This is a genomic window from Frankia sp. AvcI1, from assembly GCF_001420875.1.
Taxonomy (GTDB): Bacteria; Actinomycetota; Actinomycetes; order Frankiales; family Frankiaceae; genus Frankia; species Frankia alni.
The window spans coordinates 12,452-29,194 of record NZ_LJFZ01000015.1; the positions used below are offsets into that span (position 1 = coordinate 12,452).

Consider the following 16,743-nt stretch of genomic DNA (forward strand, 5'->3'; position numbering starts at 1 on the left):
GGTCGTCGAGTACCGGGTGTGCCCCACCGCCACGTGGCCGCTCAGGCTGGACAGGNTGATCTCGTCGAAGACCTGCGCGACGAGGCCGAGCTCCTTGAACACCACGACCGTCCGGCCGTCGCCGACCGCGATGCCGGCTGCCTCCTGGCCGCGGTGCTGCAGGGCGTACAACCCGTAGTAGGCGAGGTTCGCCACGTCCTCGCCGGGCGCCCAGACGCCGAAGACGCCGCAGGCANCCCGGGGACCGGGATCATCGGACAGCTCGGACCCCGCTGCGGGGGTGGCGCCAAAGCGGGCGGCGACGTCTGGCACCAGGACTCCTCGACTGGTCAGGGACACCGGAGAAATGCGGAGGGTTACGCGCGGGACCGCGTCCACGCCGGCCCGTCCTCACTCGTGACGAGACGTGGCGGACCGGTTCCGGCCACCGCCTCGACCGGCAGCTACCTCCCTCCACGCTAGCAGCGACGACGCACATCGGCCCTTGCCTCGCGTGCCGGCCCCAGGCGCCGCAGCCTCCCCCGCAGCTCACCCTTCCGTCACAACAGCGGCAGGTGGCCGCTCAGATCGGCCCGCTCGCCGCTGGCGGAGATGCGCCCGTCGGCCACGGCGTCGGCCCACGCCAACCGCCCCGCGCAGAGCAGGACGAACGCGACCGGCCCGGCCTCGACGACGTTCGGCGGGGTGCCGCGGGTGTGCCGGGGCCCCTCGACCACCTGGACGGCGGCGAAGGGAGGCACGCGCAGCTCCACCGTGTGGCCGGGCACCCGGTGGACGAACAGCTCGGCGAACAGCCTCGTCACCACCTTCAAGGCGGGCCGCAGCGGCTCGACGCCGAGGTCGAGCCCGTGCACCACCGCCTCCACCGCCCGGGTACGCAGGAACTCGGTCAGCAGCATCGGGCCACCCGGGGTCGCGACCACCGGGTCGCCGTCGGTGACCCGTGCCAGCGCGGCCGCGGCCGCCGCCACCTCGNCCGCCAGCCCCGCGCGCATCTCGGCCGGTCCGGTCCGCGCCGCCAGGGCCCGGGCGGTGTCCGCGATCGCCTCCGCCCGCGCCCCGGTGCCGGTGAGGTAGTCGACCGCCGCGACCGGCCGCGTCGCGGTGGCGGGCATCGTGGCCGGACCGTCCACGGCCACCGGGGCGAGGGCCGTCGACAGCGCGGTCGCGGACCGGCCGACGTGCATGACCAGCTCTCCGACCGTCCAACCGGGCAAGACGCTCGGTGCGGCGAGCGCGCCGTCCGTCAGATCGGCCACGGCGCCGGCGAGACGCTCCCACTGGGGCACGACGGCCGCGGCGAGCTCGGGCAGCGCCGCCGAAGGGTCCAGGCGGCGGGTGCGGGCGGGCATCGTCCCATCCTGCCCGGTCGGCCCGGTCCGAGCGGTGACGGTCCGACCACGCCCGCCGCGCGATCCGGGTCAACCCGCTCCCGCCGTGGGCGGCGTGGGAAGACGAGGATGGACGGGTGTCAGTGACCGCCGCACATGCTGCGGCAGATGTGTACGGGACCGCGGCGATCCGGCGGCGGGTGCTCGACGCCTGGATCGCCTCGCCGGCCCGCTTCCGGGAGGACGCCAACGCGGAGGAGGACGCCGCCCTCGGCGCCTACCACGACCGACTCGTGGTGGAGCTGCTGCAGAACGCAGTCGACGCCGCGGGCGAGGCCGGCGTGCCGGCACGGGTGCTCCTGCGGCTGAGCACCGATCCCACCGCGCCGCAGGCCGGGCCCGGCGGCCTGCTGGAGATCGCCAACACCGGGGCGGCGCTGTCGGCCGCCGGTGTCGAGGCGCTGTCGACCCTGCGGGCCTCGACCAAACGCGACAGCGCCTCCGTCGGCCGGTTCGGCGCCGGTTTCGCCGCGGTCCTCGCGGTGACGGACGAGCCCGCGATCGTCTCCCGCGGCGGTCCGGACCCGTCGGCGACCGGCGTGGCCTGGTCGAGGACCCGGGTGATCGAGGCCGTGACGGCCCTCGCCGCACCGGTCACCACGCCGAACGGTGGTGACGTAACCAGCGGCGACGTAACGAATCGCGACGCAACGAACCTCGGATCGCCTCTCGATGTTCCCCTCGGCCTCGACCCTCTCGGCGACGGCGACGGCGACGGTGTCGGCGACGGCCAGGCGGGGCGCCTGGGCGAGGAGCTCGCCCGGCGCGAGGGCGCCGTGCCGATCCTTCGGCTGCCGTTCACGATCACCACCGGGCCGCCGCCGGAGGGCTACGACACCGTGGTCAGGCTCCCGCTGCGCGACGGCGCCGCGGCGGCGCTCGCGCAGGAGCTGCTGGCCGGACTCGATCCCACCCTGCCGCTGGTGCTCGGTGGCCCGGGCGAGATCGTCGTCGACGTGGACGGCGCCGTGCGGACGGTCACCTGCCACTGGCTGCGCGGCGGGCGGGACGGCGGGCGGGGTGCGACACCGGCGGGCAGCGTCGGGCCGGCGGCGGACACTTCGGTCACCGAACGCGTCGAGATCGCCGACCTGAACGGCGAGCGGTGGCGCGGGATCGCGCGCAGCGGCGTGATTCCCGCCGCCCTGCTCGCCGATCGTCCGGTCGAGGAGCGGGGACGGACCGGTTTCACCGCCCGGGTGATGGTCCGTGACGGCGGCTGGCCGGACGACGTGGCCCGGGTGCTGCGGGCGCCGCAGCCCACCGACGAGCCCCTCTCGCTGCCGGTGCTGGCCAGCGTCGAGCTGCCGCTGGATCCGTCCCGACGGCACACCGTCGGCGGCCCGCTGCGTGATCGGCTGACCGAGGAGCTGGCCGCGGCTGCCGTGCTCCTGGCCGAGTACCTCGGCACGGGGCTGGAGCCCGGCGGGCGGGGCGAGCCAGGCGGGCAGCCGCCCGATCCGCTGGCCGCCCTGACCCTTGTCCCGACGGGGCTCCCCCTCGGCGAGGTCGACGGGCGGCTGCGCGAGTCCCTGCTGCGGCTACTGCCCGACTCGGCGCTGTTCCCCGGTGCCCTGCGCGGCCGGGACTGCTCGGTGGCCGACCTCGGCCCCGCCACCGACGCCGTGACCGAGCTGCTGCGCGCCCCCGGGCCCCCGGCCGACCCCGCCGGTCAGCTCGATCCCCCCAGCCCGGCCGACGCGATCGCCGCGGGCGATGCGGCCGCGGGCACAGATGCGGCTGCGGGCGGGGCTGACCTGGTGGCGGGCCTGCTTCCGGCGGCCTACGCCGCCCGGCGGTGGCGCACCGCGCTGGACCTGCTCGGCGTCCGGCGAGTGGACAGCGCCGCGCTGGTCGAGCTGCTGTCCGGGGTCACCCGCCCGCCGGACTGGTGGGGACGGCTCTACCCGCTGCTGGTCGCGGCACCGGACCGGGACGCCCTGGGGGCACTGCCGGTGCCGCTTGCCGAGATCGGCACGGACGGGCCCGACGCGGCCGACGCGCTCGCCGCCCCCGCGTCGGCGGGGCCGACCGGCGACGGCCTGCGGACCCGCATGGTCACCGGCCCGCGCGGCACCCTGCTGCCCACCGCCGATCTGGACATCGTCGCCCTGGTGCGCTCGGGGCTGCCGCTGCGGGTGGTCCATCCCGACGCCTGTGCCGGCAGCGCCCGCGACGCGCTGCGCACCCTGGGCGCCCTGGAGGGCACGCCGGCCGGGGTGCTGCGCGATCCGGCCGTGCGCGAAGCGGTACTCGACGCCGATCCGGACGACCACCCCGACGACCTGTTGGCGCTGGCCGCCGCCGTGCTCGCCCTGGTCCGCGACGCGGGTGAGGAGCATCCGGCGGAGCTCGGCTGGCTGGAGGACCTGCTGCTGCCGGCCGCCGACGGCGAGTTCACCCCCGCCGGGGAGCTGCTCGTCGAGGGGGGTCCGCTGGACCGGGTGCTGGCGCAGGACGCTCCGTTCTCGACGCTGTCGCCCGAGGTCGCCCGCGCGTGGCCCGCGCAGGTGCTGGAGCGGGTCGGCGTGCTGCACTCGTTCGGCGTGCTGCGCACCTATGACCTGCCGCTCGACGCCGACGAGCAGATCCTGCTCGATCTCGACGACAGCGACGTCTGGGTCGACGACGTCGCGGCGGACGATCACGGCGGCGCGCCGGGGGGATCGGCGAACCTGCGCCGACCACCGGCGGGAGGGCCACCCGCACCAGCCATGATCGGCGTTTTCGTCGCGGTGCGCGACCTCGAACTCGTCGACCCGGCGGCCTGGCCCGAGGCGCTCGTCGAGCTGGCCCGTCCGCCGCTGCGCGAGGCCGTGTTCGCCCCCGAACCGTCGTACACCCGGTGGTGGCTGGCGCGCCACGCGGTGCTGCCCGTGGCGGGCACCGGCCGGGTGCTGCCGCCGCGCGAGCTGCTGCTGCCCGCCGCCGATCCGCTGCTCGCCGGCCTGTTCGCGCCCGCCGCCCCGCTGGCCGGCGTCGACGACGAGTTCCTGCGCCACCTCGGCGCCCGGCTCACCCTCGACGACGTCCTCGGCGACCTCGGCGCGGTCATGGACCTGCTCGACCGGCTGGGCGACGCCGACCGGGACGTTCCCTGGCCGGCGGCGCGGACGCTCTACATCGCCGCGGTCGACGCCGTGGCCCAGGTGCTCGCGACACCGGACCGGTCCGCGGGCGGCGAGCGGTTCGACCCGCCGCTGACCGTGCGAACCCCCGAGGGGGTCGTGCCGAGTGGGCAGGCCGTCGTCGTGGACGCGCCCGACCTGCTGGGCCTGCTGGGTACCGGTCGGGGCGCGCTGCGGCTGCCGCTGGACCGTGCGGCCGAGGTCGCCCACGTCCTCGGGGTGCCGCTGGCCACGGAGATCGCGCCCTGCGAGATCGCGGCCGACGAGGCCGACGCCGACGAAGCTGGAGCCGACGGGGCTGGAGCCGACGGGGCCGGGTGGGGCCCGGACGGACCTGACGGACCGGACGGCGAGCCGCGGCGGGCGCCGGACGGCACCCCGTACCGCGTGCACCGCCCGCTGCTGGTCGAGGACCTGACCGGCCGGTCGACGAGGGTGCCGTGGCGCGTGCTCGGCGGGATCGGCGGCGAGGTGCACGTCGATGCCGACGCCGGCCCGGACGCGCTGGCCCGGGCGTTGGCCTGGCGGGGCGGCCAGTGGGACCGGCGGCACGCGCTCGCCGCGGAGCTGCGCGACCCGGCGGGCGCGGCCTTCCGCGCGGCGGAGGACGATCTCGACGAGACGTGAGCGGCGAGGGCCGGCTATCCCTGCCGGCCCCGCAGCCGGTTGCGGCGGCGGATCACGATCCACAGCCCGGCGAGCCCGAGCCCGAAGCCGCAGATCGCGGTGGCCAGCCACCACAGATGGCCGTCGTCGCGCAGATCGCCGAGGAACACCAGCATGACCAGCGCGGCGACGGCCCACAGCACCGTGCCGACGGCGACGGAGACGACGCCGTCGTAGGGCAGGGGCTGGGGCGCCGGCGGGTCGGTCGAGGCCGGCCCGGCGGCGATGCCCGCGGCGGGGTCGCTGTTCGCTGACGCACTCATCCCGCCCGACGGTACCCGGCGCCCGTGGGCCGGAACCGCCGGGACGCCCCCGCTCGACCGGAACGCGGCACCCGAGCCCGGTCCTGGGCATTCCGCGGAAACGCCGGAAATGGCTCGGGCGAGTTTCCAGGAAAATCACCGTGGAAGNCATCTGCTTCCCATGTTCTAGGAATGCAAAACAAGAGGTCCGACGCTACCGTTACACCATGACTCAGAGTAAAGTGGCGCCGCGGCACGGTACCGTCTCCGAGNCGGCCTCCCGCGCGCACATCTATCTGGCCGAATGGCAGTCCGNAGGCCTGGAATCAGGGAAGTTCTTCCCGGCCACGCAGGCCGGGCTGGCCGATCCGTTCGCGGCCGACGATGTCCGCAACGACTCCCCGCCCGCCGACGGGAAGATTGCCAGCGCCGGCCAGGATTTTGCCGCCGAACTGGACAAGCCGGGATCGGACTGGCAGAAGCACTCCGTCGCCGCCGGCCAGCAGCTCACCATCACCTGGAGCTTCCACGCCCCGCACAAGACGCGACGGTGGAACTACTTCCTGACCCGCGAGGGCTGGGATCCGAACGCCCCGCTGAGCCGAGCCCAGTTCGAGCCGAACCCCTTCCATCAGGTCCAGAACAGCGGCCAGCCCTACTGGTCGGCCGACGACCTCGTTCCGGCGAACCCGACCCGGCACACGATCGAGCTACCGCAGCGGCAGGGCTATCACGTCCTGCTCAGCGTCTGGGAGGTCGCCGACACCCCCAAGGGCTTCTACCAGGTCATCGACCTCAGTTTCACCGGGTGACGCCGGGTCCCGTCCGTCGGCCGACCCAGGTCGGCGGACGGGACAGGCCGGGTCACGACCACCGACGACCACCAGTCGCCGAACAGGCACCAGCCCACAAAAAGGCACCAGCCCACAAACAGACACCAGTCGACAAACGGATACCAGTCACCAGTCACGAGTCACGTGNCCGGGCAGATCCAGGGCGTCCTCCCCCGCACCGTGCCCGAGGCCGTCCGAGCGCCCGATTCGGTCGCTCTCACCAGGGTTTCCGCTGACCCGGCGGCGCTGGGCGTCAGGCGACTCGGCCGGCGAGAGAGCCGTGCGGCGATCAGTCCGGGGCCGGACGGAGCGCCCAGCGCCGTCCCGTCACCTGGTCGAGCAGGTCGAGATCGGCGCCGAAGCCGGCGTGCAGCCGCGCGGCCACGGCCGGATCGAGCCGCCGCGCAGCGGCCGCCACCGCCGGCTCGGCGCACCCCGGGGCGACCAGGTCGCCACACCTCTCGACCGGGACCTCGGCGGGACGGTACGCACGATCGACACCGGCGGGATCGCGGTGGCGGCCGAGACCGAGGAAGCGGTGGACGTGACCCAGTGCCCTCGCCGGATCCGTGCTCAGCTCGGGGTAGGGCACGAGCAGCACCTGCTGGCGTGCGAAGAGGGTGTACAGGCGCTGCACCTGGGCCCCGTATCGGCCAAGGGCCAGATACCGCCACGGCCAGGACGAGAGGGTNCAGGCCCGCTCCGCCTCCGCCGCCAGGGCTGCCTCGAAGTCGACGATGGGCTCCAGGCCGGACGCGCGCATGCGCAGCCAGTGCGCGTGGGCCCGCGCCGCCGGATCCCGCAGCAGGGCGATGAGCCGCACGTAGGGCAGCACCTCGTGCAGGTGCCGCAGGGCCGTGAAGTCCGCCAGGTGGTAGGGAGCGCTGACGCCGCGTAGGACGCCCGCGGGCGCCGGGTCGACCAGGGCCTCGAACCGCGCCCGGCGCCGCGCCGCCTCCGGGCCCCACGCCCCCGCACCGCCCTGTGGCGTTGCGGCACCCGAGGCTCGCTCGGCGGGCGGGGCGAGAGCGGCAGGCGCAATGAGCCCGGTACCCAAGGCTCGCTCGGCGGGCGGAGTGGGCTCGGTAGGCGGAGTCAGCCCGGTAGGCGGAGTCAGCTCGGTAGGCGGAGTCAGCTCGGTGGCGGGGAGGAAGACGGCCGGGCAGCGTCGCAGGTCAGCGAGGAGGATCTCCATGCCCGCGTCCGGCGCGCCGATCACGAGGAAATCAGGCAGCGCCATGAGATCTCCTGTTCTCGGNCGCGTCGCGTCCCCGACCAGCGGATGCCGAACGATCCACCAGTATATTCCGCCTTCCCCACCGGAAAAATCGACTTCGCTCGGGCCGGCGGCACGACGCGCCACATTCCGGACGAACTGGTCCGAATCGGATGGACGCGGACCCCGCCGCCCGCCCGGAGACCCTCGCCGAGCATCCGCGCGGANCCGCCGTTCCAGGCCTTCGCTGCCACCCGTTCGATCCATCCCATAACACCATGTGAAGCAAGTCACACTTTTATTCTCTTGGCGGCGACCGGAGCAGTGTNCTTCCGTTGCTCTTGTGTTGAAGCGGCTGATCCTGGTCACCCGGAGCCATATCGATCTGCTCCGCGTCGCCTCGGCTGCCTGTCCGGCTGTCTGACAGGCAGCCACCAGCCGCACCACCCGGCATCCGCGCCTGCGGGCCGGCCGGCGCCGCAAGGGCTCCGGTTCCCGGCCCGGTGCGCCAGCCCCGGCCTGCCTGGGCCCGCCGTCCTCGCCACGGGCCCGTAGTCGATCAGGCGCACCCGTCGTCGCGATGGCATCACATCCCTTCACGCCACCGGCGAGGACGCCCGGCACCGTCGACGTCGCGCCCCGGTCCACCCCAGCTCGGCCGCCCCATCGTCGCGGTGCCCGAGCGCTGTCCGGCCCCTGGCCCGCGCCCGCCGAAAGCGAGCCCGGGACCAGCCCCGCCGCCACCGCCCGCTCAGGATTTCCGCCCCGGCCCAGGGCCCGACCCGACTCCAGGGCCCGACCCGACTCCAGGGCCCGACCCGACTCCAGGGCCCGACCCGACTCCAGGGCCCGACCCGACTCAAGGGCCCGATACGGCTCAAGGGCCCGATACGGCTCCAAGGCCCGACCCGACTCCAAGGCCCGATACGGCTCCAGGGTCCACGGCCCACCCGGCTCCACAAGCCCACCCGGCCCCGNGCCCACAGCTCCCGGCGACCGGGAGAACCACTGACCGAAAGGCCAGCGATGCCCCCGCAGACGACCACCCTCCCGTACCGGCCGCGCCTGGTGACCACGCCGCCGCGCACGCCCGTCGGGACGGCGGCGACCCTCCCCCGGCAGCCCGCGCCCGCCCCGGTTCACGTCCGGGCGAGCGCGGCGCCGGCTCGGCCCGACCACCACGCGCCCGTCCAGGCCCCGCCCCGCTCGGGGGTGTGGATCGACCGGACCGCCTGNCTCGCGACCGTGGACGGGCGGGCGCTGCAGCTGACCTACCTCGAGTTCGAGGTGCTGGACTTCTTCGTCCACCACCCCGGGCAGGCGCACAGCCGGCAGGCGCTGCTGTCGTCGGTCTGGGGACACCAGGCCGACGACGAGACCTCCCCGGACGTGCGCACGGTCGACGTCCTCGTGACCCGGCTGCGGCGCAAGCTCGGCCCCGAGCACCGGTACCGGATCGAGACGGTCCGCCGGGTGGGCTACCGTTACCGCCCGCTCGACCCGGCCGTGGCGTCCTGAGGCCGGCCCTCATCGGCCGGTGAGCGCCCAGGACGCCTCCTCCCGGTAGACCGGGGCGGCGCCCGGGCCGCCGTCGACGCTGCGCATCAGCACCAGCCGGTCGACGGTCCACGGCAGCGGCTCCACGTCGGCCCGCAGCAGCTCGACCAGCGGACCGAGCCCACGGTGGCTGCGGTCGGGCACCCGGGCGAGCGTCAGGTGCGCCCGCAGCGGCCGGTCGTCCGCCCCGGCGGCGGCGCCGGCCCGCTCGGCTGCCCGCCGCACGCCGGCCGCAAGCGCCCCAAGCGCCCCGGCCGGCGCCGTCGCGGGCCCAGACCGGGTCATCGTGGGCCCGGGCGCTGCCGTCGTGGGACCAGGAGCTGCCATCGTGGATCGGGGCCGCACCGCCGTCCACAGCACCCGGTCACCGAAGTGACCGCCGCCGACGGTTTCGACGGCGATCGGGCCGTGCCGCCGGGCCACCCGCGCGAGCCGGGCGTCCAGGTCGCCGCGCCGATCGTCCGGCACCTGGCCGAGGAAGGCGAGGGTGACGTGCCACCGGTCGGGCGCCGACCAGCGCAGCTCGGGGGCGGCCGCGCGGGCCCGGTGCACCGCGGTGCACAACGCGTCGGTCACCGCCGCCGGCGGCACGGCGGCCACGAACAGCCGGGCGGTCAGCCCCGCGCTCCCGGGTCGGCGCCGTCCGCCGCCTCCGTCGCCGCGAACCGGACCTGGTCCAGGCTCGTCCCGCGGCGCACGATGATCCCGGCGGCCAGCGAGAACTGGTCGGCGAGCATCCCCAGCAGCAGGTGCAGCGGCGTGAGATCCCCGTCGCCGCGGGCAGCCGCGAACCGCANGGCGCGTTCCAACGCCCGCGCCGCCTCGGCGGAGAAGCGCGGACCGCGCGCCCGTGGGCGCCGCCGCCACCACGACCGCCGGGGGACCTTACGGACCATCGTCAGTCCCAGCACGCCGGCGCCGAACCGCTCGTCGGCGGCGGCCCGGATGGCCTCGTAGTCCACCCCGATCGCCGCGAGCGCGTCGGTGTCCACCTCCCGGCCGCCACGGGAGAGCACCCGGGATCCGTGCAGCTCGGTCCGCGGCGACGGTTCGTCGAGCCCGAGGCCGGTCAGGGCACGCCCGACGGCACCGCCCTCGGTGACGATGGCGAACAGCAGGTGGCCGCTGTGCACCCGGTCGTGGTCGAAGGCCGCCGCGACCCGGGTCGCGGCGCGCACGACCTCGCGGGACTGCGGCGTGAACTTCTCGAACACCGCTTACCTCCCCTTTCCGAATCGGCGCCCGTACTTCTTGTGCGCGGCCTGCCGGCTCACGCCGAGCACGTCGGCGATCTCCTGCCAGGACCAGCCCTTGTGCCGGGCGCTGGCGACCTGGAGCTCCTCGAGTGACTCCAACAGGGCTCGCAACGAGGCGACGGCGGCGAGACCCACCCGGGGGTCGTCGTCGGAGGCCGCCCCGGCGAGCTTCGTGGCGGTCATGTTCATGGCCGTCAACCTACGTTGACACATGAAGCGGTGTCAACCCTGATTGACACGCGGCAACGCTGTCCGCTCTCCGCGGCAATCGCGGCCATCGCCGACCACCACGGGCGGCCCGGGGGCACTATCAGAGCCGTGACGACGCTCCCCGAGCTGGTGCCACCGCGTGATCCGGCACTGTCCGCGAGCTGGCGGGAACTGCGGCGGCTCGTCCGCCGCCGCCAGCCCGACCTGCCGCTCGCGATGGCCCTGGTCACCGACGGCTCCGACAGCACGACGGCCGAGGTCCTGCGCGACGCCGGGGTCGCGGTCGTCGGCCTGCTCGCCCCGGAGCCGCTGGAATCGCTGGCCTGGGCGGCCGAGGCGGGGGTCCCCCGCGCCTACGCCGACCTGCTCGCCCTGCTCTCGGACGACATCGAGGCCGTCTGCGTGGAGACCCCACCGCCCGGCTCGGACATCGTCGCCCGGCGGGCGGCCGAGATCGGCCTGCACGTGCTGCTCGCCGGCCCCGCCACCGCCGAGGCGGAGACGCTGCGGGCCGTCGCCGACCTGGCCGAGGAGGGCGATCTCGCCCACGTGGTGGCCCTGGACGGGCGGGCCTGGCCGGCGGCGACCCACGTCGCGGCCACGGTTGCGTCGCTGGGCCGGCTCACCCAGATGACCGTTGTCGGCGCGCCGACCGGCTCGACCGGCCGAGTCGAGATCATCGATCTCGCGATGCGCTGGTGCGGGGAGATCCTCGCGGTCTGCGCCGATCCCGCCGCGATGCCCGCCGCCACGCTGACGCCCGACGCGCCCGTGACCCTGGNCCTGCTCTCCGCCAGCGGCGCCACCGTGCTGATCAACGAACGGATGGGCGGCAATCTGGACACCGCCACCATCACGGTGTGCGGAGACGCCGGCCGCATCGTCGTCCAGGGCCGCCGCGTCCGCCGCCAGGACGACGCCGGCGTGCGTGACCTGCTGATGCCCACCCCGCCGACCGCCCGGCCCGGGCTGATGGAGGCCACCTACGACGTCGTGCGGGCCACCGAACTCGACGATGCGCGGCTGGTGCGGGGCGCCACCTTCCACGACCTGCTCACCGCGAACCGGCTCATCGCCGCGGCCGGCACCTCCCGCCGGCGGGGCGGCTGGGTCGAGCTGTGAGGTGGCCGGGTCGACCTGTGAGGCAGCCGGGTCCCACCGTGACGCGGCTACGAGCCGGCGAGGGCGTCCAGGATCGGCGCAGCCCGGGTCAGGGCGGCGATCTCCTCCGCCGACAGCGCCGCGAGCCGGTCGGTCAGCCACTCGTCCCGGCGCCGGCGATCGTCACTGAGCAGCGACCGCCCCTTCGCGGTGACCTCGGCGATCACCTGCCGCCCGTCGGTGGGGTGCGGGCGGCGCTCGACCAGCCCGGCGACCGCGAGATGCGCGATGACACGCGTCATCGACGGCGGCTGCACGCGCTCGTGCGCCGCGATCTCCCCGAGCGTCATCGGGCCGTGGCGCTCCAGCGATGCCAGCGCGGAGGTCTGCGTGGGGGTGAGCTGACTCGACCGCTCCTGGCGCATTCGTCGGGAAAGGCGCATCACCGACAGCCGCAGCGCGGACGCGAGTTCGGCGTCGCTCGCCGTCTCGGTCTCCATCTTCTGACGGTACTCGTCCGGGGGACCGAAGAAAGGGTGATTTCGGGGGATGCGTCGCCAAGAGGACGAAAAGGGGCCGGCCGCCCCCCGGCGGCAGCCGACCCCCGCACGGCACGGTGTCCTGCATCCGGATGCGATCACCGACGACACCGATCCGTGCCACCAGGTTCCACCGCCGCGCACGCGCTGACTTCGGGGAGATCTCCACAGTTCATCGGGGGATCTCCTGGCAGGGAGTGGGGGGTAACCCGCAATCCGACAATGGGCGTGTGCGACGCTTGCCGGGTGAGATCCTGGCTACATAACGTCGACTGACGTGCCGCATCCGCGTCTGCCCGGTCGACTGTCCGCGTGCGCCGCCCNCCACCGCCAGTGGTGTCTGGCGATCGGCGGCTCCGCCACCACCGCTGGTGCGATCGCGTGCCAGTGGCCCTCCTTCGGCCACAGCCCGCTCTTCGCGACCCTCAACGTCTTCGTGGCGCTCGCGTTCGTGCTCACCGCCGCCATGCTCAACGGCGAGGAGTCGCTGGGCAGCGTCACCGCGGCGCTGGTCCTGGGCGGGCTGCTGTGGCCGCTGTCGTGGACGGCAAGCTGGGACGCCGGCCCGTCCGCGCTCGTGTCGACGTTCGCCTACACCCATTTCTGGGTCTGCCTCGGCTGGGGCGTGCTGCGCTACCCGACCGGGCGGCTGCAGAACAACGGTGAACGGGCGCTGCTGGGCAGCGCGGTGCTCGTCATTCCGCTGGCGAACCTCGGGCTGATCGGCATCGGGCGGCCGGAGTGGTTCGGCTACTCCGGGNACCCCGACGTCTGGTGGTATGGCGAGCCGATCGGCCACGGAGCGTTCGACACGGTGGTCTGGATCCTCGACGGCCTGACCCTCGTGCTCGCCGGCGCCTTCCTGCTCGTCGTCCGCGGGCGGCTGCGGCGGTACTCCGAGCTGGACCGGCGGGTCTTCCGGCCGGTGGCGCTCGCGTTGCTGCTGGCGTTCGTCCTCGCGGCGACGGTGAACTTCTTCGTCTACAACCCGAGCAACGGCGACGTCGGGCCCGAGTTCGTCGTCATCTCCCTCACCCTGCTGACGATCCCCCTGGCGTTCGCGGCGGCGGTGCTGCGCCGGGTGTTCGTCCGGGCCCGCATCGCTCAGCTCCTCGCGACGCTGCCCACCCCGCCGGACGTGCGCGCGGTCCGCGCGGCGCTGCGGGCGGCGCTGCACGACGGATCCGCCGAGATCCACCTGTGGCTGCCCGGGGAGGACCACCACGTCGACGCCGACGGGGCGGTCCGGCCCCCACCACCACCCGGCGCGCCGGAGCTGATCATGGCGGTGCGGACCGCGGTCGGGGCGCCGCTGGCGGTGATCGCCGCCGCACCGGCCATGCGCCGCAACCGCGACCTGGTCGAGGCGGCCGTGCGCGCGAGCGCCATGGCCCTGGAGAACGCCCAGCTGCACGCCACGGTGGCCGCCCAGCTTGACGCCGTGCGGGCCTCCCGGGCCCGGCTGGTCGAGGCCGGCCTGCACGAGCGGCGCCGACTGGAGCGCGACCTGCACGACGGCGCCCAGCAGCGGCTGCTGGCGCTGGCCACCAGACTCGGGCTTGCCCGGACGAAGGCCACCGATCCCGATACGATCTCCGCCATCGAGGCCGCCCGGGAGGACCTGCGCCACGCCCTCGCGGACCTGCGCAGCCTCGCGCGGGGGATTCATCCGGCCGTGCTCAGCCAGGGTGGGCTGCTGCCGGCCCTGGAGGTCGTCACGGCCGCGCTACCGGTGGAGGTCGAGCTGGACGTGCCCGCGGCGCGGTTCGAGGCGGTCCTCGAGGCGGGCGCCTACTACACGATCTGCGAGGCGCTCACGAACACGGTCAAGCACGCCGGGGCCAGCCGGGCCCGGGTCGCGGTGCGCCACGACGGCAGCGTCGTGCGCATCGACGTCAGCGACGACGGCAAGGGCGGCGCCACCGCGGTCGAGGGTGGGGGGCTGGCCGGCCTCACCGACCGCGTCCGGGCGCTCGGCGGCGCACTGGTGATCGTCAGCCCGTCCGGCGGCGGAACCCGGCTGACGGCGAGCATCCCGTGCTGACCGTCCGGCCGGCACCGTCCCGCCGACCAACAGCGTGACGACCAACAACGTGACGACCAACAGCGTGACGACCAACATCGCGACGACCAGCACCGGGCCGACCAGCCAGCAGCGAGACGAGGAGAACGGACCCGTGCGGGTAGCGATCGCGGACGACTCGACCCTGTTCCGCGAGGGGCTGGCGATGCTGCTGACCGCCGCGGGCGCCGAGGTCGTGGCGCAGGCCTCCACCGCCGAGGATCTCCTGCAGGGGCTCGGGNGCAGCCGGCCGGACGCGGTGATCCTGGACATCCGGATGCCGCCCACGTACACCGACGAGGGCCTGGTCGCGGCCGAGNGGATCCGCGCCCAGCACCGCACGATCGCCGTGCTCGTCCTGTCGACCTACGCCGAGACGCCCTACGCGCTGCGCCTGCTCGGCGACGGCAGCGGCGGCCTCGGCTACCTGCTCAAGGACCGGGTCGACGACGTCGGCGCGCTGCAGGACGCGCTGCGGCGGGTGATCGACGGACGCCTCGTGCTCGACGAGGAGATCGTCGCAGGCCTGTTGGCCCACCGGCGGCGCGCCGACGAGCTGGCCCGGCTCACCCCGCGGGAGCGCACGGTGCTCGCGCACATGGCCGAGGGGCGGTCCAACCAGGGCATCGGCGCTCGCCTGCACCTGGCGCCCAAGACCGTGGAGAACCACATCGCCGGGGTCTTCAGCAAGCTCGGTATGCCGGCGTCCGCGGACGACAACCGCCGGGTGCTCGCTGTGCTCACCTGGCTGCGCAGTGCCGCCGCCGGGCCGGGTGAGCCGGGTGCCGTCGCCGCAGCGCCGGCCGGCCCCTCTTCCGGTATCACACCGGGAACCCGCTCGACGAGTGGCTCCGGGCACCAGAGTGGCTTCTCCCCGTTCGGGTAGGTGCAATCCACCGACCCGGCGGCCGTCCGCATGCTCACCGAGCGTGCCGTACCCCATCACCGCAGGCAGGGGATGCGTTCCCCGCCAAGGGGTGGCGCAGCACACGTGGGATGAGNCTCACCGATCACGCGCATGTGCAGCCGCGAACGGCCAGACTTGGGAAGAACCATGTGAGCCAGCAAACCGGCGTGAGCGCTCCGTACCCGGATGCGCGCCCCGGCTGGGGCCAGAGCCGTCACCAGCGGCATCGCCACCGCGAGAGGAGCCCGGCGTGTCCGAGCAGGTCAGCACACTGACCGTCACCGACAACCGAACCGGTAAGACGTACGAGATCCCGGTCACGGACGGCACGGTACGCGCGAGTGCGTTGCGTTCGATCAAGACGGGCGACGACGACTTCGGGTTGATGGCGTACGACCCGGCGTTCACGAACACCGCGAGCTGCCGCAGCGCCATCACCTACATCGACGGTGACGCCGGCATCCTGCGCTACCGCGGCTACCCGATCCAGGAGCTCGCCGAGAAGAGCAGCTTCCTCGAGGTCGCCTACCTGTTGCTGGCGGGCGAGCTTCCCTCCACCGANGAGCTGTCGACCTGGGAAGACGAGATCACGCACCACACCCTGGTGCACGAGTCGATCAAGAAGTTCATCGACGGCTTCCACCACGACGCCCACCCGATGGGCATGCTCGTGTCCACCGTGGGCGCGCTGTCGACCTTCTACCCGGACGCCAAGACGATCGACGACCCCGGCCTGCGCCGCCTCCAGATCGTCCGCCTGATCGCCAAGATCACGACGCTGGCGGCGTACTCGTACCGGCACTCGGTCGGTTTCCCGTACGTCTACCCGGACAACGACCTGTCCTACGCCGGCAACTTCCTCAACATGATGTGGAAGGCCACCGAGCTCAAGTACGAGCCGGACCCGAACCTGGAGCACGCCCTCGACGTGCTGTTCATCCTGCACGCCGACCACGAGCAGAACTGTTCGGCGAACGCGATGCGCGCCGTCGGCAGCTCGCAGGCGGACCCGTTCTCCGCGGCCGCCGCCGCGATCGCGGCGCTGTACGGCCCGCTGCACGGTGGGGCGAACGAGCAGGTGCTGCGGATGCTCGCCGAGATCGGCTCGGTCGAGAACATCCCCTCCTTCATCGCCCAGGTGAAGGACGGCAAGAAGAAGCTGATGGGCTTCGGCCACCGGGTCTACAAGAACTACGACCCGCGCGCCCGGGTGATCCGCCAGGTCGCCGACGAGGTCTTCAAGGTCACCGGCACGAACCCGCTGCTGGACCTGGCCATGGAGCTGGAGCGGATCGCGCTGGAGGACGAGTACTTCATCGCCCGCAAGCTCTACCCGAACGTCGACTTCTACACCGGCATCATTTACCAGGCCATGGGCTTCCCCGTGGAGATGTTCCCGGTGCTGTTCGCCATCGGCCGGATGCCCGGCTGGCTGGCCCAGTGGGAGGAGGGCCTGCTCGACCCCGAGCAGAAGATCGCCCGCCCGCGCCAGCTCTACGTCGGCTACGACCAGCGCCCCTACGTCCCGATGGACGACCGCGGCGCGACCGCCGACACCGAGGCCGACCCGATCGCCGCCCAGGCCGCCCAGGCCGCCCCGGAGCGCCCCCTGCGCTGAACGGCGGACACCGCCGC

The 16,743-nt window shown here is 74.1% G+C and carries 12 protein-coding genes and 10 pseudogenes; 11 read left to right on the forward strand and 11 right to left on the reverse strand.

What is annotated here, in order from left to right:
• From UK94_RS54705 to UK94_RS54720, 4 genes and pseudogenes are all read right to left on the reverse strand, one after another.
• Positions 1 to 55: pseudogene (locus UK94_RS54705) on the reverse strand (hypothetical protein); the annotation flags it as partial.
• Position 56: 1 nt separating this feature from the next.
• Positions 57 to 235 (reverse strand): annotated as a pseudogene (locus UK94_RS54710) (amidophosphoribosyltransferase); the annotation flags it as partial.
• A 304-nt stretch (positions 236 to 539) separates the two neighbouring features.
• On the reverse strand, positions 540 to 975 hold a 436-nt coding region (locus UK94_RS54715), incomplete at its 5' end, for a sterol carrier family protein (protein WP_235488277.1).
• A 1-nt stretch (position 976) separates the two neighbouring features.
• A pseudogene (locus UK94_RS54720) lies at positions 977 to 1,352 on the reverse strand (maleylpyruvate isomerase N-terminal domain-containing protein); the annotation flags it as partial.
• A gap of 116 nt (positions 1,353 to 1,468) precedes the next feature.
• On the opposite strand from UK94_RS54720, the gene UK94_RS16485 reads away from it, so the two are divergent.
• Positions 1,469 to 5,146 carry a hypothetical protein gene (locus UK94_RS16485; RefSeq protein WP_055750565.1) on the forward strand — a complete coding sequence of 1,226 codons (3,678 nt, stop codon included), beginning with the start codon at positions 1,469 to 1,471 and terminating at the stop codon, positions 5,144 to 5,146.
• A 14-nt stretch (positions 5,147 to 5,160) separates the two neighbouring features.
• Here UK94_RS16485 and UK94_RS16490 read toward each other — a convergent pair whose 3' ends face one another.
• Positions 5,161 to 5,448, reverse strand: a complete 288-nt coding sequence (locus UK94_RS16490; RefSeq protein ID WP_011601389.1) for a DUF2530 domain-containing protein — start codon at positions 5,446 to 5,448, stop codon at positions 5,161 to 5,163.
• 295 nt (positions 5,449 to 5,743) lie between these two features.
• Between UK94_RS16490 and UK94_RS16495 the strand changes: the two are divergent.
• Positions 5,744 to 6,239 (forward strand): annotated as a pseudogene (locus UK94_RS16495) (lytic polysaccharide monooxygenase auxiliary activity family 9 protein); the annotation flags it as partial.
• Positions 6,240 to 6,549: 310 nt separating this feature from the next.
• Here UK94_RS16495 and UK94_RS54725 read toward each other — a convergent pair.
• Together UK94_RS54725 and UK94_RS54730 are read right to left on the reverse strand one after the other, a co-directional pair.
• Positions 6,550 to 6,951 (reverse strand): sulfotransferase domain-containing protein (locus UK94_RS54725; RefSeq protein WP_235488279.1); only part of this gene is annotated, 402 nt, incomplete at its 5' end.
• A gap of 1 nt (position 6,952) precedes the next feature.
• Positions 6,953 to 7,500 (reverse strand): annotated as a pseudogene (locus UK94_RS54730) (deacetylase); the annotation flags it as partial.
• A 1,221-nt stretch (positions 7,501 to 8,721) separates the two neighbouring features.
• Between UK94_RS54730 and UK94_RS54735 the strand changes: the two are divergent.
• A complete protein-coding gene (locus UK94_RS54735; RefSeq protein WP_268761407.1) occupies positions 8,722 to 8,994 on the forward strand; it encodes a helix-turn-helix domain-containing protein in 273 nt (90 codons plus the stop codon).
• A 9-nt stretch (positions 8,995 to 9,003) separates the two neighbouring features.
• Here UK94_RS54735 and UK94_RS16510 read toward each other — a convergent pair whose 3' ends face one another.
• The 3 genes from UK94_RS16510 to UK94_RS16520 all read right to left on the reverse strand — a co-directional run bounded on the left by UK94_RS16510 (position 9,004) and on the right by UK94_RS16520 (position 10,472).
• Complete coding sequence (locus tag UK94_RS16510) at positions 9,004 to 9,633, reverse strand: 2'-5' RNA ligase family protein (RefSeq protein WP_055750569.1); 630 nt, start codon at positions 9,631 to 9,633, stop codon at positions 9,004 to 9,006.
• Between the two features lie 14 nt (positions 9,634 to 9,647).
• Positions 9,648 to 9,829, reverse strand: a 182-nt coding sequence (locus UK94_RS54740) for a Clp protease N-terminal domain-containing protein (RefSeq protein WP_268761404.1), incomplete at its 5' end; no start/stop codon positions are given.
• Positions 9,830 to 10,250: 421 nt separating this feature from the next.
• Positions 10,251 to 10,472, reverse strand: a complete 222-nt coding sequence (locus UK94_RS16520) for a helix-turn-helix transcriptional regulator (protein WP_011601382.1) — start codon at positions 10,470 to 10,472, stop codon at positions 10,251 to 10,253.
• A gap of 135 nt (positions 10,473 to 10,607) precedes the next feature.
• Here UK94_RS16520 and UK94_RS16525 point away from each other — a divergent pair.
• Both UK94_RS16525 and UK94_RS54745 read left to right on the forward strand, forming a co-directional pair.
• A partial coding sequence (locus tag UK94_RS16525) for a Gfo/Idh/MocA family oxidoreductase (protein WP_235488281.1) occupies positions 10,608 to 11,280 on the forward strand: 673 nt, incomplete at its 3' end.
• Between the two features lies 1 nt (position 11,281).
• A pseudogene (locus UK94_RS54745) lies at positions 11,282 to 11,621 on the forward strand (dehydrogenase); the annotation flags it as partial.
• A gap of 47 nt (positions 11,622 to 11,668) precedes the next feature.
• On the opposite strand, the gene UK94_RS16530 reads toward UK94_RS54745, so the two are convergent.
• Positions 11,669 to 12,100, reverse strand: coding sequence for a MarR family transcriptional regulator (locus UK94_RS16530; protein WP_041938614.1), 432 nt, complete (start codon positions 12,098 to 12,100; stop codon positions 11,669 to 11,671).
• A gap of 1,426 nt (positions 12,101 to 13,526) precedes the next feature.
• On the opposite strand from UK94_RS16530, the gene UK94_RS54750 reads away from it, so the two are divergent.
• The 6 genes and pseudogenes from UK94_RS54750 to UK94_RS16545 form a co-directional block, all read left to right on the forward strand.
• Positions 13,527 to 14,183: a histidine kinase gene (locus UK94_RS54750; RefSeq protein ID WP_235488336.1), complete on the forward strand. Its 657-nt coding sequence runs from the start codon at positions 13,527 to 13,529 to the stop codon at positions 14,181 to 14,183.
• Positions 14,184 to 14,259: 76 nt separating this feature from the next.
• Positions 14,260 to 14,442 (forward strand): annotated as a pseudogene (locus UK94_RS54755) (DNA-binding response regulator); the annotation flags it as partial.
• 1 nt (position 14,443) lies between these two features.
• Positions 14,444 to 14,520: pseudogene (locus tag UK94_RS54760) on the forward strand (DNA-binding response regulator); the annotation flags it as partial.
• A gap of 1 nt (position 14,521) precedes the next feature.
• Positions 14,522 to 15,087 (forward strand): annotated as a pseudogene (locus tag UK94_RS16540) (LuxR C-terminal-related transcriptional regulator); the annotation flags it as partial.
• A gap of 271 nt (positions 15,088 to 15,358) precedes the next feature.
• The coding region (locus UK94_RS54765) for a citrate/2-methylcitrate synthase (RefSeq protein ID WP_313949521.1) at positions 15,359 to 15,669 on the forward strand (311 nt) is incomplete at its 3' end.
• A gap of 1 nt (position 15,670) precedes the next feature.
• Positions 15,671 to 16,726, forward strand: a pseudogene (locus UK94_RS16545) (citrate/2-methylcitrate synthase); the annotation flags it as partial.
• Between the last annotated feature and the right edge of the window lie 17 nt (positions 16,727 to 16,743).